The 14,719-nt window shown below is 58.1% G+C and carries 16 protein-coding genes and 3 tRNA genes; 9 read left to right on the top strand and 10 right to left on the bottom strand.

Annotated elements, in window-relative coordinates:
• Nucleotides 1-29: 29 nt before the first annotated feature.
• Entirely contained in the window at nucleotides 30-1,655 is a 1,626-nt protein-coding gene (locus tag J3P88_RS17370) for an NADP-dependent glyceraldehyde-3-phosphate dehydrogenase (protein WP_186705725.1), read from the top strand.
• 18 nt (nucleotides 1,656-1,673) lie between these two features.
• Here J3P88_RS17370 and J3P88_RS17375 read toward each other — a convergent pair whose 3' ends face one another.
• A complete protein-coding gene (locus tag J3P88_RS17375; protein ID WP_434570567.1) occupies nucleotides 1,674-2,567 on the bottom strand; it encodes a DMT family transporter in 894 nt (297 codons plus the stop codon).
• A gap of 134 nt (nucleotides 2,568-2,701) precedes the next feature.
• Here J3P88_RS17375 and J3P88_RS17380 point away from each other — a divergent pair, with 134 nt between their 5' ends.
• Nucleotides 2,702-3,139, top strand: coding sequence for an Lrp/AsnC family transcriptional regulator (locus J3P88_RS17380; RefSeq protein WP_003202176.1), 438 nt, complete (start codon nucleotides 2,702-2,704; stop codon nucleotides 3,137-3,139).
• A gap of 41 nt (nucleotides 3,140-3,180) precedes the next feature.
• Here J3P88_RS17380 and J3P88_RS17385 read toward each other — a convergent pair whose 3' ends face one another.
• Together J3P88_RS17385 and J3P88_RS17390 are read right to left on the bottom strand one after the other, a co-directional pair.
• Nucleotides 3,181-4,530 (bottom strand): hypothetical protein, encoded by a 1,350-nt coding sequence (locus J3P88_RS17385; RefSeq protein WP_434570570.1) that lies wholly within the window; start codon nucleotides 4,528-4,530, stop codon nucleotides 3,181-3,183.
• Between the two features lie 868 nt (nucleotides 4,531-5,398).
• Nucleotides 5,399-6,070: a Bax inhibitor-1/YccA family protein gene (locus J3P88_RS17390; RefSeq protein WP_014338124.1), complete on the bottom strand. Its 672-nt coding sequence runs from the start codon at nucleotides 6,068-6,070 to the stop codon at nucleotides 5,399-5,401.
• A 124-nt stretch (nucleotides 6,071-6,194) separates the two neighbouring features.
• Here J3P88_RS17390 and J3P88_RS17395 point away from each other — a divergent pair.
• From J3P88_RS17395 to J3P88_RS17405, 3 genes are all read left to right on the top strand, one after another.
• Nucleotides 6,195-6,282, top strand: a tRNA-Ser gene (locus J3P88_RS17395).
• A gap of 124 nt (nucleotides 6,283-6,406) precedes the next feature.
• Nucleotides 6,407-7,261, top strand: a complete 855-nt coding sequence (locus J3P88_RS17400; RefSeq protein WP_434570572.1) for an SPFH domain-containing protein — start codon at nucleotides 6,407-6,409, stop codon at nucleotides 7,259-7,261.
• Between the two features lie 264 nt (nucleotides 7,262-7,525).
• The gene (locus tag J3P88_RS17405) at nucleotides 7,526-9,322 is read left to right on the top strand and encodes a DAHL domain-containing protein (protein ID WP_434570574.1); all 1,797 of its coding nucleotides are present in this window, start codon (nucleotides 7,526-7,528) and stop codon (nucleotides 9,320-9,322) included.
• A gap of 150 nt (nucleotides 9,323-9,472) precedes the next feature.
• On the opposite strand, the gene J3P88_RS17410 is transcribed toward J3P88_RS17405, so the two are convergent.
• Nucleotides 9,473-9,664, bottom strand: a complete 192-nt coding sequence (locus tag J3P88_RS17410; protein ID WP_434570576.1) for a DUF2188 domain-containing protein — start codon at nucleotides 9,662-9,664, stop codon at nucleotides 9,473-9,475.
• Nucleotides 9,665-9,749: 85 nt separating this feature from the next.
• Entirely contained in the window at nucleotides 9,750-10,649 is a 900-nt protein-coding gene (locus J3P88_RS17415; protein ID WP_434570578.1) for a polysaccharide deacetylase family protein, read from the bottom strand.
• Nucleotides 10,650-10,887: 238 nt separating this feature from the next.
• On the opposite strand from J3P88_RS17415, the gene J3P88_RS17420 reads away from it, so the two are divergent.
• The 3 genes from J3P88_RS17420 (at nucleotide 10,888) to J3P88_RS17430 (ending at nucleotide 12,072) form a co-directional block, all read left to right on the top strand.
• Nucleotides 10,888-11,142 (top strand): DUF6555 family protein, encoded by a 255-nt coding sequence (locus tag J3P88_RS17420; RefSeq protein ID WP_047226592.1) that lies wholly within the window; start codon nucleotides 10,888-10,890, stop codon nucleotides 11,140-11,142.
• Between the two features lie 152 nt (nucleotides 11,143-11,294).
• Nucleotides 11,295-11,525, top strand: coding sequence for a hypothetical protein (locus J3P88_RS17425; protein ID WP_057450824.1), 231 nt, complete (start codon nucleotides 11,295-11,297; stop codon nucleotides 11,523-11,525).
• 121 nt (nucleotides 11,526-11,646) lie between these two features.
• Nucleotides 11,647-12,072 (top strand): hypothetical protein, encoded by a 426-nt coding sequence (locus tag J3P88_RS17430; protein WP_186705732.1) that lies wholly within the window; start codon nucleotides 11,647-11,649, stop codon nucleotides 12,070-12,072.
• 29 nt (nucleotides 12,073-12,101) lie between these two features.
• Here J3P88_RS17430 and J3P88_RS17435 read toward each other — a convergent pair whose 3' ends face one another.
• Together J3P88_RS17435 and J3P88_RS17440 are read right to left on the bottom strand one after the other, a co-directional pair.
• Complete coding sequence (locus J3P88_RS17435) at nucleotides 12,102-12,329, bottom strand: PLD nuclease N-terminal domain-containing protein (RefSeq protein WP_186705733.1); 228 nt, start codon at nucleotides 12,327-12,329, stop codon at nucleotides 12,102-12,104.
• Between the two features lie 85 nt (nucleotides 12,330-12,414).
• On the bottom strand, nucleotides 12,415-12,600 hold the full coding sequence (locus tag J3P88_RS17440) for a hypothetical protein (protein ID WP_434570580.1): 186 nt from the start codon (nucleotides 12,598-12,600) through the stop codon (nucleotides 12,415-12,417).
• Nucleotides 12,601-12,881: 281 nt separating this feature from the next.
• Between J3P88_RS17440 and J3P88_RS17445 the strand changes: the two genes are divergently transcribed.
• Nucleotides 12,882-13,244: an NUDIX hydrolase gene (locus J3P88_RS17445; RefSeq protein WP_250964678.1), complete on the top strand. Its 363-nt coding sequence runs from the start codon at nucleotides 12,882-12,884 to the stop codon at nucleotides 13,242-13,244.
• A gap of 93 nt (nucleotides 13,245-13,337) precedes the next feature.
• On the opposite strand, the gene J3P88_RS17450 is transcribed toward J3P88_RS17445, so the two are convergent.
• The 3 genes from J3P88_RS17450 to J3P88_RS17460 form a co-directional block, all read right to left on the bottom strand.
• Nucleotides 13,338-13,805 carry a hypothetical protein gene (locus J3P88_RS17450; protein WP_434576518.1) on the bottom strand — a complete coding sequence of 156 codons (468 nt, stop codon included), beginning with the start codon at nucleotides 13,803-13,805 and terminating at the stop codon, nucleotides 13,338-13,340.
• Between the two features lie 236 nt (nucleotides 13,806-14,041).
• Nucleotides 14,042-14,128: transfer RNA gene (locus J3P88_RS17455), tRNA-Leu, on the bottom strand.
• Nucleotides 14,129-14,313: 185 nt separating this feature from the next.
• A tRNA-Cys gene (locus J3P88_RS17460) sits at nucleotides 14,314-14,387 on the bottom strand.
• Nucleotides 14,388-14,719: the final 332 nt, after the last annotated feature.

Here is a 14,719-nt window from a genome sequence, read left to right on the forward strand (position 1 = left end):
CTGGCTCATTTCATTGATGGAGTAACGACATGACCACAGCCCCCTTCCTCGCCAACCTGTTCCCCAGTGCCACCGACATCCCCGACGCCTACCGCCTCGAAGGCCGGGTCGAGCAGCGCGAATACCTGGTCGACGGTGTATTGAAAACCTGGCAAGGGCCGTTGGCCGTCGTCCGCAGCCCCGTCTACCTGACCGGCGAGCTGGGCGATGAGCAAGTGATCCTCGGCAGCACGCCACTGCTGGACGCCGAGACCGCCCTAACGGCCCTGGACGCCGCCGTCCGGGCTTACGATCGCGGCCAGGGCCAGTGGCCGACGATGCGCGTCGCCGAGCGTATCCGCCACGTGGAAACCTTCCTGGCGCGCATGCGAGAGCAGCGCGAGGCCGTGGTCAAGTTGCTGATGTGGGAGATCGGCAAGAACCTCAAGGATTCCCAGAAGGAATTCGACCGCACCTGCGATTACATCGTCGACACCATCAACGCCCTCAAGGAACTGGACCGTCGCTCCAGCCGTTTCGAACTGGAACAGGACACCCTCGGGCAGATCCGCCGCGTGCCCCTGGGCGTGGCGTTATGCATGGGGCCCTACAACTATCCGCTGAACGAAACCTTCACCACACTGATTCCGGCCTTGATCATGGGCAACACCGTGGTGTTCAAGCCGGCCAAGCTCGGCGTCCTGCTGGTGCGACCCCTGCTGGAGGCCTTCCGCGACAGCTTCCCGGCGGGCGTGATCAACGTGATCTACGGCAGCGGCCGGGAAACCGTCAGCGCGCTGATGGCCAGCGGCAAGATCGATATCTTCGCCTTCATCGGCACCAACAAGGCGGCCAGTGACCTGAAGAAACTCCACCCGCGTCCGCACCGCCTACGCGCCGCCCTGGGGCTGGATGCGAAGAACCCGGGGCTGGTGCTGCCGGACGTGGACCTGGACAACGCCGTCAGCGAGGCGTTGACTGGCTCGTTGTCCTTCAACGGCCAGCGCTGCACGGCGCTGAAAATCCTGTTTGTCCATGAGGACGTGGCACCCGCATTCATCGAGAAATTCAACGCCAAGCTCGCCAGCCTAAAACCCGGCATGCCCTGGGAAGACGGTGTGGCGCTGACGCCATTGCCCGAAGCGGGCAAGGTCGATTACCTGCATGCGCTGGTCGCCGATGCGGTTGCCAAAGGTGCCGAAGTGAAGAATGCCCACGGTGGCGAATCGCGAAGCTCGTTTTTCTATCCGGCGGTGCTGTACCCGGTGAACACGGCGATGCGGGTCTACCACGAAGAACAGTTCGGCCCGGTCGTGCCCATCGTGCCGTACCGCGACCTCAATACCGTGGTCGATTACGTGCTGGAGTCCGATTTTGGCCAGCAGCTGAGTATCTTCGGCACCAACCCGGCACAAGTCGGCAAGCTGGTGGACACCTTCGCCAACCAGGTCGGGCGCATCAACATCAACGCCCAGTGCCAGCGTGGTCCGGACACGTTCCCGTTCAATGGCCGGAAGAACTCGGCCGAGGGCACCTTGTCCGTCCACGATGCGCTGCGCACCTTTTCCATTCGCACGCTGGTGGCAACCAAGTTCCAGGAAAACAACAAGGCGTTAATCAGCGACATCATCCGTGAGCGCGATTCCAACTTCCTGACCACGGACTACATCTTCTGATCACGCCCAAACGACGGGCTACGACAGGGCTGGACGACGCCACTTGATACCCCAGCCCTGTTGCATGCCGGCAGCCGCCAGCAGGATCGCCGCCACACCCAGCCATTGCAGCGGCTCGAGGCGATGGCCGAAGGCGAACCAGTCGACGAAGATCGCCGCAATCGGATAGATGAACGACAGCGCTCCGGTCAATGCGGTCGGCAACCGCTGAATGGCGCTGTATAGCAGCACGTACATCACGCCGGTGTGCACCATGCCCAAGGTCAACAGGCTGGCCCAGGCCTGGGCGTGTTGCGGCAACGCCGAAAAGTTCGCCCAAGGTGCCAACAGCAACACGCCGGTGCTGACCTGGATCAGCGCAATCAGATGGGGTGGCGTGCCGGTCAGGCGCTTGATGATCAAGGCCGCGATGGCGTACAGCAACGCGGCCCCCAATGCCAATGCGATGCCCAGCAGATAGTCACCGCCGCCCTGCCCCTGCTCACCATGGGCACTGACGATGGCCAGCATTCCGAGAAACGACACCGCCAGCCAGAACAGTTTTTGCGCGGTGATTTTCTCCCCCAGGAACAACGCCGCCAACCCGATCAACATGAACGGCTGCACGTTGTACACCGCCGTGCCGATGGCTATCGACGCACGAGAGTAAGAGGCAAACAACAACACCCAGTTACCGACGATCGCCACACCACTGAGCACCGCCAGGAGAAAGGTGGTACGGGTGAGGATGCCGGGGCGCAACAAGCCAAAGCCGGCGCAGATCAACAACAAGGTCACGGCGCCGAACACGCAGCGCCAGAACACTACATCCAGTACAGGCAGGCCAGAAACCAGTACGAACCAACCGATGGTTCCGGAAATCAGCATGGCGGCGGTCATTTCCAGCGAACCGCGGCGTAAGGTCTTGTCCATCTTCAGGCTCCTTCAGCAAGTGGGCACAGTATGCCGAGCAGACCGGGGCCTTCTCCATGGCTTGAAAAAGGCTAAACTGCGTTTCGACCTTTTTTATCAAGGCAACTTCCCGCGCTTGCCTAACGGAGCTGAAAATGACCGACGACATTGACCAGATCCTCATCAGCGCCCTGATGGAAGATTCCCGACGCTCGCTCAAGGCCTTGGCCAACCTCAGCGGCCTGTCCTCCCCCAGTGTCGCCGAGCGCCTTCGCCGGCTCGAGGAACGTGGCGTGCTCAGGGGCTACACCGTCGAGGTGGACCCCAAGTGCTTCGGCTATCAACTCCAGGCCATCGTGCGTATCCGCCCGCTGCCGGGACAGTTGCAGGAAGTGGAGCGGCAGATCCAGGCCATCGCTGAATTCACCGAATGCGACAAGGTCACCGGCGACGACTGCTTCATCGCGCGCCTGCACGTGCGCTCGATGGAACAGCTCGATACCTTGCTGGACAAGCTCAATGTCCATGCCGAGACCAATACCGCCATTGTCAAGAAAACGCCGGTCAAGCGGCGGTTGCCGCCGATGGCGTGAGTGGAAACCGGCCTCGGATCGTCCGAGGCCGGAAAAGGGTGTTACTCGAGTTCCTCCAACTCCGGACTGCGTTGCACTTTGTGCACTTGTTCCTCAGGCGCGTTGCTCGCCTTGATCAACTTGAGCGTCTGGAGCTTGGCGCAGGCATTGACGCCATCTGCATAGACGCCGCTGTGGTTGCACTTCCAGTCGTAGAAGTTGGCCAGGGCGCCAGACAGTTGCAGGCTGTAGTCCGTGCTTTGCGTGCCCGGGCTGAACGGCTGACCGGCCGGAATGTTCTGGAACCATTTCATCCAGACATCGCCTCCCACAGGTGGCGGGTTGGCCTGGAACGTCGGGTTCATGATCGCCAATTGCTGGTACTCGGCGGTCATGTGGCAACTCAGGCAGGACGCCTGGGGGTTGTCCACCGGCCCATTGAGTCGTCCGTTCCAACCCAGGTGAGTCGGTGGCAGCTCTTGGGTGTTGGCGTTGATTGCGGTCTGTTTCAGGGCCGGGTTGATCTTGGTGACCACCGGTTTGGGGTTGGTATAGTCATTGCCGATTTCCTGGGGATCATTGCCCCACATGATCCCCACCGGCACCAGGTTGTTCCAGTTCGCCTTGCCGGTCATGGCGCCATTGTATTGGAACGTGCCGAACAACCAACCGGTGTCGCTCACGCGGGTGTCGCGCACGGCAATGTCCATCTGAATCAGTGCAACTTTGGTGACGGACCGGTTTGTCGAGTCGAAGGTTTCGGTGGTGTAGGCGTTCCAGAGCAATGGGTTCGCGAGGAACGGCACCGTCTTGACGTCTATATCGGCAAACAGCGCCTTGCAGACCACCGTGCCGTTGGCGAAGCTCTTGGGTTTCGAGGTTTGGCTTGGGTCTGGATTATCCGGGTCTTTCCAGACCTGGCCGATGGTGTAGGCCCCTATGTCGTTATAGATACCCACCGCGTAGGTCTGCCCGCTGCCGGTCTGCGCACTTGCCAGTTGCCCGGGCTGAATCGGTGCCTCCTTGGTCAGCCCGCTGATGCCCTCACGACCGTTGGGGCCGTAATGTTGCCAAGGCATGTGATACCACCGGCGAATCTTGTTCTTTTGTACTTTCCAGCCGATTTCAGTATTGCCTTCCAAGCAATACTTTTTCACTTCCTCCATGTACGGGCGCCAGGTTTCAAAGTCATTGGAGAATGACTTGGGTAAATGTTGGAAGAATCCCGGTATCGAGGATGCGCCCGGGGCCACCGTCGGATAATCCTGGCTGAGCTGGAACGGCGCTCCGGAGTATTCACTCTTGGGCGGGGCGTAACCGAAATCGGGGAAAACTCCGGCATGGACGCTAGCGGTGGACAATGCCCCCGTCAGGGCCAGCCACGCAATGATCTTTCCTTGAGGCTGCTTCATCGATATCTCCTTATAGAGAGACGCCTGCCGTCCCATCGAATTGCTGAGCGATGCGCAGGGTCTCCTTCTGTTATCAGGCTTCGGCACAATGCCCAAGCTTGTTCACGGTCCACGGTGGCGTTCAGTGAAGTGATACACCTCCTTTGCACCCAATAAGTGGGCACGCTCAAACCTGGCTCTGCTAGCCGAATGCGAACGCTATCGAGGGAGTGTGGCGAAGATTTCCGGCGGCGAATCGATCGATCAGCCGCATGCCGACCTTGGCAGTGCAATCCCTTGTCATAGGTGTAGATCATTTATGCAAAGGTGCCATCAGTTTTGGGCTTTTTGTTGGCGATTGGCCACGATACTGAAACCCAGGAGAGCGGGCTTGCTCGCGAAGGCGGAGGGATAGTTTGCTGTGATGCTGTATGTGCCGACCTCATCGCGAGCAAGCTCGCTCCTACAGGAGATCTTGGGTGTTCATGAGTTTTGTGTTTACTGCGGCCCATTGTAGGAGCGAGCTTGCTCGCGATAGCGGTAGCTCAGCCACATAGATGCCGGCATGTGCCCTACTCGCCCTTGCTTTGGATCTTGATCTCGGGCGCCCCGTTAAACCACGCTGGCCGAACGCAGGCACTGCGCAGTGCCGGAGTGAGGGCACAGCCGAGTGGTGGGTATACGGATCACCCACATGGGTTACAAAAAAGTGAGCCGCCGTCAGGGCGGAACCCTAAATAGCCGTGACCGAAGAAACGGATATACACACCCCTCCACGCCATCCAAAAAACACCCAAAAAAAACGGCGCTTTTCATCTCTGAAAAACGCCGCTTCTTTAATGTGAACAGCATCACGCCGAAGCGGACCTTTCACTCATCAAAAATGCAATCAGTCGTCACGCCCCATCAGGCCAAACAGCTGCAGCAAGCTGACGAACAGGTTGTAGATCGATACATACAGGCTGACAGTCGCCATGATGTAGTTACGCTCACCGCCATGAATGATGGCGCTGGTCTGATACAGGATGCAGACCGACGAAAACAGCACGAAGCCGGCGCTGATCGCCAGTTGCAGGCCGCTGATCTGGAAGAAGAAGCTGGCCAGCACCGCGCCCAGCAGGACGAAGAAACCTGCGGTGATGAAACCGCCGAGGAAGCTCATGTCCTTGCGGGAAATCAGCACGTAGGCCGACAGGCCACCAAATACCAGGGCGGTCATTGCAAAGGCCGAGCTGACCACTTCGGCGCCGCCCTGCATTTGCAGGTAGCGATTGAGGATCGGGCCGAGCAGGAAGCCCATGAAACCGGTCAGGGCGAAAGCCGACACCAGGCCCCATGCCGAGTCACGGAGTTTGTTGGTAAGGAAGAAAAGGCCATAGAACCCGATCAGCACGACGAAGATGTTCGGGTAACCCACCCGCATCTGCTGTGCGACGTAGGCCATCACACCGCTGAAAGCGAGTGTGAGTGCCAGCAGGCCGTAAGTGTTGCGCAGGACGCGGCTAACCTCTAGCTGCTCAGCCTGCACGCTGTTGTTCACTGCGTAATCCTGTTCGCGCATGGCGACACTCCTCCGGTTTTGAAACATTCAGTGGCAAGGATCATAACAGACGCTCTGTAACAAGCTACGTAGAGAGTTTGACAGTGTGTTTCATTCGGGTATTATGGCGCCCGCAACGCAATACGGAGGTGTGGCCGAGTGGTTTAAGGCAACGGTCTTGAAAACCGTCGACTGTAACAGGTCCATGAGTTCGAATCCCATCGCCTCCGCCATCTTTTAACGTTAAAGCCCTGATTATTCAGGGCTTTTTCGTGTCTGGCATTCAGAATGCCGGTTGCTGCTTCAACATTGGACACAACTATGGCAAACCCTCCCCAGCCACTCAAGGAAAGAAAAGTGACCAGTAAAACCATCGGTTCCATCGTTGCTGCAATCGCGAGCATCCTCTTGTTATGCGTATTCTTTGGCAGTTGGTACACGGTCGACGAAACCGAGCGCGGCGTGCTGCTGCGCAACGGCGCGCTGGTCGGGGTGGTTGAACCAGGGCTGTCCTTCAAGATGCCGTTCATCGAGTCGGTACGCCTGATCAGCGTCCAGAGCCAAGTGACGGCTTATGAAGACCTCCAGGCCTACAGTAAGGACCAACAGTCCGCCGAGCTCAAGGTGTCCGTGTCCTGGCACATCGCGCCTTCCGATGTCGCGAAGGTCTATACCCAGTTCAAGGACCTTGAAGGCATCCGCGACCGGATGATCAGCCGCCAGGTGCCTACCCAGGTGGAAAACGTCTTTGGCAAGTTCAACGCCGTGGCTGCCGTGCAGAACCGCGTCCAACTGGTCAACGATATTTCCACGGCCATCAAGGCCACCATTACCGGCCCGGTGATCATCGACAGCGTCCAGGTCGAGAACATCGACTTCAGTGACGCCTACGAGAAGGCCATCGAAGCGCGCATGGCCGCAGAAGTCCAAGTCAAGACCCGCGAACAACAGCTCGCCACCGAGCAGGTCCAGGCGCAGATCCGGGTAACCCAGGCCCAGGCGGAAGCTGACTCGCAAGTGGCCCAGGCCAAGGCAGACGCGCTGGCGACCGAACTGCGCGGCAAAGCCGAAGCCGAGGCCATCAAGGCGCGGGCCCAGGCCCTGGCCAGCAACCAGAACCTGGTGGAGCTGACCAAGGCCGAGCGCTGGAATGGCGTGCTGCCAACCACCGTGCTGCCGAACAGCGCCCTGCCCTTCATCGACATCAAGTAACGCCATCGGCGCGGCCTGCCTGGCCGCGCCTGCTCCATCCCGGGAGCGCCCCCGACAGACATCATCCCGCTCGTTAGCGCTACACTCGGCAATGAACCCGACGTTCATCGTTAGCAGGGAGCTCAACGTGCATCCAGGCAAAAGCAGATCGACACGACCCACCGTACGACGATTACCTCGCCTCCCCTTCGGCTCAAGTCTTGAGCATCTCCCGCCTCGGGAATTCACCTACGCATTGATCAGCACCGCGCATAGGAGAACAGCGTGACCACGCTTATAAAAAAATATAAATGGCCCGCCCTGTTGGCCGTCGCGCTTATTGTGTTTTCTGCGCTGATATTCTTTCTGATCAAGTCATACACGTACGACTCATCGACCTACTTCGAATCCCGCGACTTCATTCGCCAACTCAAACAATCCGATGCGAACTGGAACAGCAAGATCCTGAGGAAAAAGATCGGCATCAACAACAACCTCTCCCTGGCCCCGCCACCGGAGGCCGACAGTCGCTGGCAGCAATTGGAGCAGCTCAACAACACCGGCCCCTTGGCGACACTTTGGATGTCCCGTCGCCAGGGCTATGTGGAAGCCGTCAAGAACAAATCCTTGCTGGTGGAGCAATTCGAACGACACAACGCCGATCTACGCACATCCCTGGATGCGCTGCCGCAGGTTGAAGACCAGATACAAACGCGGCTCAAGGACATGAATATCGTAAGCCCGCTGGAACGCATGACCGTGGCGTCCAATGTGCTTGAGTTGACCCTGACAACATTGGAGTTCGCGCTTTATGTCACGACGGACAAAGCCAGGGAGTTGCAAGGCAAGTTAACTGAGCTGGAGCCTTACATCGAACGATTGCCCGCGACTGACCAGGCGCCCTTCAAAACCCTGACCCAGCACGTCAGGACCATCGTCCACGAACAACCGGTCGTCAATGACCTGCTTGACCGCATCAGCGTCATTCCGGTCGCCCAGGAACTGGACAGCATCAATGAATTGTTGAACGAGACACAGCGCAGGACCGCCGCAACGGACCGTCAATACCACATCTACCTGGCCGTGTGCGCAAGCCTGATGGCGCTGTTGATGATCTACCTGGCGGTACGGTTGGTTCGCAGCTACGCCATGATCAACCAGATCAACCAGGCGCTGCAATCGTCCAACGAACGCCTGGAAGAGCGCGTGCAGGAGCGCACCCGTGAGCTGATGGAAGCCGAACGCGAGCTGGTGGAGGCGGCCCGGATGGCGGGCATGGCCGAAATCGCGACGAACGTGCTGCACAACGTCGGGAATGTGCTCAACAGCGTCAATATTTCAGCCGAGGTGGTAACCCGCAAGTTGAGGCACAGCAAGACGCTCGGGCTCACGAAAGCGGTCAACATGATGAATGAACATGCCGAGGACCTTGGCCACTTCATTAGCCACGATGAGAAAGGCCGCTTGCTGCCACGGTACTTCAACGAGTTGGTCGACTCCATCGCCGCCGAACAGACGCTGCTGATCGATGAATTGGCGCAGTTGACCAAGAGCATCGATCACATCAAGGAAATCGTCACGACCCAACAAACCTATGCGGGCGCCGCCAGGCTGATCGAACCGCTCAAGGTCAGCGACCTGTTCGAAGACGCGCTGCGCATGAATTCGGGCGCCCTCAGCAGGCACCACGTCACCGTCATCAAGGATTACCAGGATGTACCCATGATCATGGGCGACAAGCACAGGCTGTTGCTGGTCCTGATCAATCTGATCAGCAATGCCAAGTTTGCGATGTCGCACACCGAGGGACATCCGCGTGAAATGACCTTGGGAATCCGCATTCTCGACGAAACGACGCTTTGCCTGAGCGTCAAGGACCGTGGCGAAGGCATTTCCGCAGAGAACCTGGCGCGCATCTTCAATCACGGTTTTACGACACGCAAGGACGGCCATGGGTTTGGCCTGCACAGCTGCGCCCTGGCGGCGGTAGAAATGAATGGCCGCCTGCACGTCCACAGCGATGGACTGGGGCAAGGTGCGCTGTTTACCTTGGAGATACCGTTGGAGTTGGCGCGTACCTGACTGTGTCGGAGAAAAACGCGTCCCCTGTGGCGAGGGAGCTTGCTCCCGCTGGGCTGCGTAGCGGCCCCTTTTGTGAGCGCTTCGCACTCAAGCGGGAGCAAGCTCCCTCGCCACGGGTTTGTCGCCTGAACAGTATTGGTGAGCATCCACCTATTTCGTGTTTACAGGCCGGCCGCTACGGCTTCTCCGAGTCGGCAACGCGGCGGCGTAGGCCAGCGCTTCCTCGCGGGAAACGAAGGAGCCCAACCGGTCAGCCTGGGTGCAGACCCTCCACGGACCGCTGTTTATGCTGAGCACGTCATAACCATTGATGTGCATTTTCGTCATCATCGCAGTACTCATAGTCACCTCCGACTTCAACCAAGGGTGCATCGCCTACCATACACGCTGATTGTCCATGGGTAGCGACCGGACGTCGGTCGCGACCTCAGTGGGCGTCGGGATCCCACAACCAGTCCCACAGCCCCGGCAAACGTACGTGCTCAGAGCTGTGATCGACCGTCCGAGCCAGCGCCGCTCGCTCCAGCGCCTGGCGATCATCATAGAATGGCCTGACGGCGGTCCTCATGCCGGTCGCGTTGGCGCTGTCGAGCAGTATTTGCAGGTATTCGCGGGCATGCCGGGCGGTATAACGATTGATGTCGTGAAACGTCACCACCACCGGGATCACCCCGTCCACCGCTGGCAGTTGCCCGGCCGCGATGCGCTCGCGCACCTCAGAGAGTTGTCGGACCAGGTTGATGCGCCGCCGGGGGCTCATCGTGATACCCCAGACCTTGCCATCATTTGCGCTCAGGTCGGTCAGCAGAATGTGCAGGCCATGTGCTCGATAAGCTGCCGCAGTGCGCCTGTCGAAGCTCCAGAACGGCGGCCTGACCAGGGACGGCGCCGCGCCGGTCATGGCGGCAATATCATCGCCACCGTGGGTGAGCGATTGCTCCAGCTCATCAGGGCTCAGGAACCGGTGATTGGTGTGCCAGTAGGTGGCCGTATGAAAGGCCAACACATGGCCCTCCTCCTGCTGCCGACGCATTATCGAGCGGCCAATATCGCTGCCACCGGCGCGTGGCGAGCGAGTCTGCAGGAAAAACACTGCCTTGATGCCGGGCTGTACCGGGTTGTCCGCCAGGGCGTCCAGCACCGCCAGGCTAGGGTTCCAGAAAGACGATGCACTGGGCCCATCATCGAATGTCAGCAGGAAACGGATCGGGGGTTGTTCACGCAAGCGTTGCTCGGTTTGCGGCGTCAGTTCGATGGGGGCGCCAATGCAGCCCGACAAACCGATGGCGAGGGCTGCGATGAACAGCACCCTGGCGATGTTTTTCATGTTTTGCCTTTAATTGATGCCGCGTTGCCTCGCCTTTGATCCCTGGCCGACGGTGTTGAAGCCCACCTTGGAGAAGGGTAACCGGGTTTGGTTCCTTGCTGTGAACAATGGCTGCTCGCAAAGTTTGCGCTTGCCCCGCGCTTGAGCCTCGGCGGCATAAATTTGACCGTCTGGAAATTCGATGGAATTTTCCGAATGCCTTTGTATCCATCCGTATAGGACTAATTAGGGAGGATTTATGGGCGGGCCATCGCTTTACATCATTGACTACATGCTTCATGGCGAACCCAAGTCATTCATTATTCGTGCAGAAGTGATGAATAACTCCGAGGCTTGGCATTGGGCCAGCTGCGATGCGGGGGTCGGACGCATACCGAAATTCGGCAGGGAGAAGGTCAAGCGGGTTTCCAAGCCCCTTGCGGAAAAATACGGCATTACCGACGTGCGCTGGCGGGCAAGCGTCGCGCCGGCCTGGGTCAAGGAATCCGGCTGAAATATCACGTACCGTTTCCGGCCCACCGGTTGTCCGACCGGGCGCCGGTTTCTTCGACAGATCCGAAATAACTCAACTACGCTTAAACCACAGCAAGACCCGCCCCTGGCGGGTTCTTGTGCTGCCTCATCAACCCTGAATGGAGGTGTGACATGTCCGAAAAAGAGTCCATCACCACCCTGCTCACCTTGCTGGAATCGCGTCAGGCCAGGCTCACGGCAGCCTGCAAGGAAATCGCCGACTGGGTCGACCACCAAGGCGGGCACCCCACCGCCGTGCGCATTCGAGACCGGCTCAACGACATCGACAAGGACGCCCCGTCGATCCAGAGCGCACTGACCTCGCTCAAGCCCACTGAACCGCCGCTGCCCAAGTTCCGCTGACGCGCCACGCCAGCGATGTTTCCCCCTGAGTTCTACCGGTTGGAAAACTGATGGAACGCGGGCTTTTTTTGCGCCTCGAAATGGATAGGCACCGGTGCAAAAGCCGCAAAGGGAGAATCACATGAATGCCAGAATCCTGCTATTGATCGCTTGTGCGAGCCCCACCGCCGTCATGGCCCAAGGCTGCGACGTCATCACCCGATCCCAGAGCCAGTCGGTTCCGGTGATCGAAAGCCGTAGCTGCTACGAATACAAAGGCGTCCCCGCCGAAACCCTGGACTGGTCTTGCAGCAATGAAAGCAAGGGAACGATCAGTACCCAGAAGCGCAAAGTCGAGCGTTGTGGCGAGGGGTATGTGGCGACATGCCAAGCCAGGCTGACCCAGGAAGCGTTGGCCAACCCGCGCTCAACCAGTAAAGACAAGAGCGGTGGATCGGCCAACCTTCCCGACAACGCCAAAGTGACGTGGTACTACTATGGGGTCGAGCAGTTGCAGCAGGCTCAGCAAGACTGCGAAACCACCGGCGGCGAGTGGAAGAACCAGTGACGGGCCGGCCACGCAGCGCAGTGTTCTCGCTAGCCCTTGCTGTGCTCCGGAGACGACGGTGGCTCCTTGATGCCACGCGGCCCGGCCACGCCCCAGATGACCAGACCCAACACCGGCAGGATGATCAGCAGCAGCGCCCAGCCAGCCTTGGTTCCGGCCGACTTGTCGCTTCGAAACACGCTGATGATCGCCCATAGGTCCACGAGCAGCAGAAGCACCGCGACAGCGATCCAGAAGTAACTGGCTAATTCAGACATGGCTCAATCCTCTTGGCGGTTTAAGGATTAGGCACAGCCGTTCAAGCGCCGTTCAAAGAATTTGCACCCAGGGCGGGCGTGGCGCCTATTCCCGCCCATTCAGATAAGCGACCCATTGCTCGTAGGCTTCATGTTGACGCTGAACCGCCTCATCCCAGCTCGATCCGCTCATTTGATGGACACATATGAGCTTCATCATTTCCGCTGTCGCCGTATCGAGCTCCACCAGGAGCTCATGGGATTTGATCTTGAAGTCTTCAACGGTGGTCATCTGTCTGTCCTTCCCCTGCCGGGGCCAGCCATTGCACCCAACATGGATTCATTTTTTTGCAGCTGATTCAATTTGAGGCGATAACCGGTCAAAAGCCTGGCGCTGGCGGTCGAGCAGACCGATCAGAAGGATGACAGCGCAAATGAACTCAGTCTTTCCCGCCCCGCCACGGTCGTACTGATAAGACCCTGAAAAAATCACATTTGAACGAGCAGGTAATGCCAGGCTCAAATATTGCAGATATATTTCAATTTAATGACAGTCACAGATCGAGTACCGCCATGAAAATTCGAGCGACCGTCATCTGCGAGGACAATCGCCACATTTTGCTGGTTCGCAAAGCCAACAGCCGCTGGGCACTGCCAGGCGGTACCGTTGAACGCGGCGAAACCCATGCCGGGGCAGCCATCCGGGAACTGGCAGAAGAAACGGGCCTGGACGTCGAAAACCTGCTCTACCTGATGCGAATCAATGACGGGCAAACCGAGCATCACGTATTCGAAGCGTCGGTCAGCGACTTGACGGCGGCCAGGCCACAGAATGAAATCAGCGATTGCCTCTGGCACCCGCTGGACGCCATTGCCCAACTGCAAATGAAAAAGGGCACGCGGGATATTCTTGAGGCGTTTCGCCGACGATTGTGAAAGCCGGCACCGACGGTTTACACCTGACAGGTTGCATGAGAATACTCACACAACCTATTGTTTAGGCTGGTAAACAGATTTTTTACGCCGGATTCACTGCTTGCGCCAAGCGGTACTGATGGGATTGAGCACCGTGTTCTTTTCCTGCGTATAGGTCCCGTTCTGCTGCGCTATGGCCTCGCCAGTGTCGACAATCGCGTTCTGGATAAACACGTTCTGCCCATCACCTCGAATGAAGGTGAGCTGGTGAAACGCAGTTTTATTTCCCCAGTCCGGGGAAGGCAGGGAGATAAACTTCACCGTGTAGGTCTCGTCAGTGTATTGACCCTGCAAGACGTAGACGCCGTAGTGGTTCTCTCCCTGGGAGATGATTTTGTACAAACCGTTGCTGTAGTAATAAATTTCCGCATCGGGAAAGGGCTTCTTGTCGTACATTTTCCGATAGTGCAGCACTTGCTTGACGGTCGGCTCGCCAAAGCTGACGGCAAGGGTTTTCCCATCGGCGGACGTTGTCTCCCCAGCGTATGCGGCGCCGCTGCTCATCAAGGCCAACAGGCTCATCGTTGCGATTGTTTTCACTTGATACCTCTCCATGGTCAAAGGATTAGCGCACCGGGCTGGCCTGGACGGAAGATACCGCCTGGCCACACCTTGCTAATCTCAACGCCGAGTGTAGAGGTTTGCCCATGAAAATACCCGGAGGCTGGGAGGCTGGGCTCCGTTTCTTCGGCAGTTTTCATCAGCAGAAACAAACAAGGGTTTGCATCAGCTTTCGCTCGCAAACCCTTGATTTTAGGTGGTGCCCGAAGCCGGAATCGAACCGGCACGCCCTTACGAGCGGGGGATTTTAAGTCCCATGCGTCTACCAGTTTCGCCATTCGGGCGGTAGCGCGGTGAGCCATGGGGCATCGGCAGAAACCGATGACCTGGCTGGTGCAGTAAGAGGGGGAATATATACATCCCTCCTCTTTGAAGCAAGGCAGCTTATGCCCTTTTCAAGACAAAACCTTTCAATGCTTCGAAAATAAAAAAGCTCTGTAAATCATAGATCTACAGAGCTTTTTAATAGTGGAGGCCGAAGTCGGAATCGAACCGGCGTAGGTGGATTTGCAATCCACTGCATAACCATTTTGCTATTCGGCCTCAAGACGCTTGATGCGATGTCGCAACATCAACCGCAGTACAAACCTGGTCAGGAAACAGGGCACTTACTCAGCGCTATCTCGTTGAAAACATTGAGATTTTTTACGTCCCAGTGCGTTCGATGGGCGCAATTATGTACTCATTTGCCTAGGCTGACAACCCCTTGATTTCAAAAAAAAATCGTCGAACGGTCGGCCTGCCCTTCCCTGCCCAAACCTGCTGGCGAATCCCGGACTGCCCTGGCGAACGCTTGAACCGTATCGCCAGGATTCGCCTCATCGGAAAGCCCGTACGTTGATGGAACAACCGCGCCTCCCCTCGGTTCATTCCTT

Source organism: Pseudomonas sp. Z3-6, assembly GCF_051131985.1.
Lineage (GTDB): Bacteria > Pseudomonadota > Gammaproteobacteria > Pseudomonadales > Pseudomonadaceae > Aquipseudomonas > Aquipseudomonas zanjanensis.

What these genes read in the sequence shown, in the direction of transcription:
- J3P88_RS17375 (WP_434570567.1), bottom strand. Translation starts at nt 2,567, where the DNA reads ATGGACAAGACCTTACGCCGCGGTTCGCTGGAAATGACCGCCGCCATG.
- J3P88_RS17370 (WP_186705725.1), top strand. Translation starts at nt 30, where the DNA reads ATGACCACAGCCCCCTTCCTCGCCAACCTGTTCCCCAGTGCCACCGAC.
- J3P88_RS17425 (WP_057450824.1), top strand. Translation starts at nt 11,295, where the DNA reads ATGTCCGAAAAAGAGTCCATCACCACCCTGCTCACCTTGCTGGAATCG.
- J3P88_RS17435 (WP_186705733.1), bottom strand. Translation starts at nt 12,329, where the DNA reads ATGTCTGAATTAGCCAGTTACTTCTGGATCGCTGTCGCGGTGCTTCTG.
- J3P88_RS17440 (WP_434570580.1), bottom strand. Translation starts at nt 12,600, where the DNA reads ATGACCACCGTTGAAGACTTCAAGATCAAATCCCATGAGCTCCTGGTG.
- J3P88_RS17380 (WP_003202176.1), top strand. Translation starts at nt 2,702, where the DNA reads ATGACCGACGACATTGACCAGATCCTCATCAGCGCCCTGATGGAAGAT.
- J3P88_RS17385 (WP_434570570.1), bottom strand. Translation starts at nt 4,530, where the DNA reads ATGAAGCAGCCTCAAGGAAAGATCATTGCGTGGCTGGCCCTGACGGGG.
- J3P88_RS17450 (WP_434576518.1), bottom strand. Translation starts at nt 13,805, where the DNA reads ATGAGCCTGTTGGCCTTGATGAGCAGCGGCGCCGCATACGCTGGGGAG.
- J3P88_RS17445 (WP_250964678.1), top strand. Translation starts at nt 12,882, where the DNA reads ATGAAAATTCGAGCGACCGTCATCTGCGAGGACAATCGCCACATTTTG.
- J3P88_RS17420 (WP_047226592.1), top strand. Translation starts at nt 10,888, where the DNA reads ATGGGCGGGCCATCGCTTTACATCATTGACTACATGCTTCATGGCGAA.
- J3P88_RS17415 (WP_434570578.1), bottom strand. Translation starts at nt 10,649, where the DNA reads ATGAAAAACATCGCCAGGGTGCTGTTCATCGCAGCCCTCGCCATCGGT.
- J3P88_RS17390 (WP_014338124.1), bottom strand. Translation starts at nt 6,070, where the DNA reads ATGCGCGAACAGGATTACGCAGTGAACAACAGCGTGCAGGCTGAGCAG.
- J3P88_RS17410 (WP_434570576.1), bottom strand. Translation starts at nt 9,664, where the DNA reads ATGAGTACTGCGATGATGACGAAAATGCACATCAATGGTTATGACGTG.
- J3P88_RS17430 (WP_186705732.1), top strand. Translation starts at nt 11,647, where the DNA reads ATGAATGCCAGAATCCTGCTATTGATCGCTTGTGCGAGCCCCACCGCC.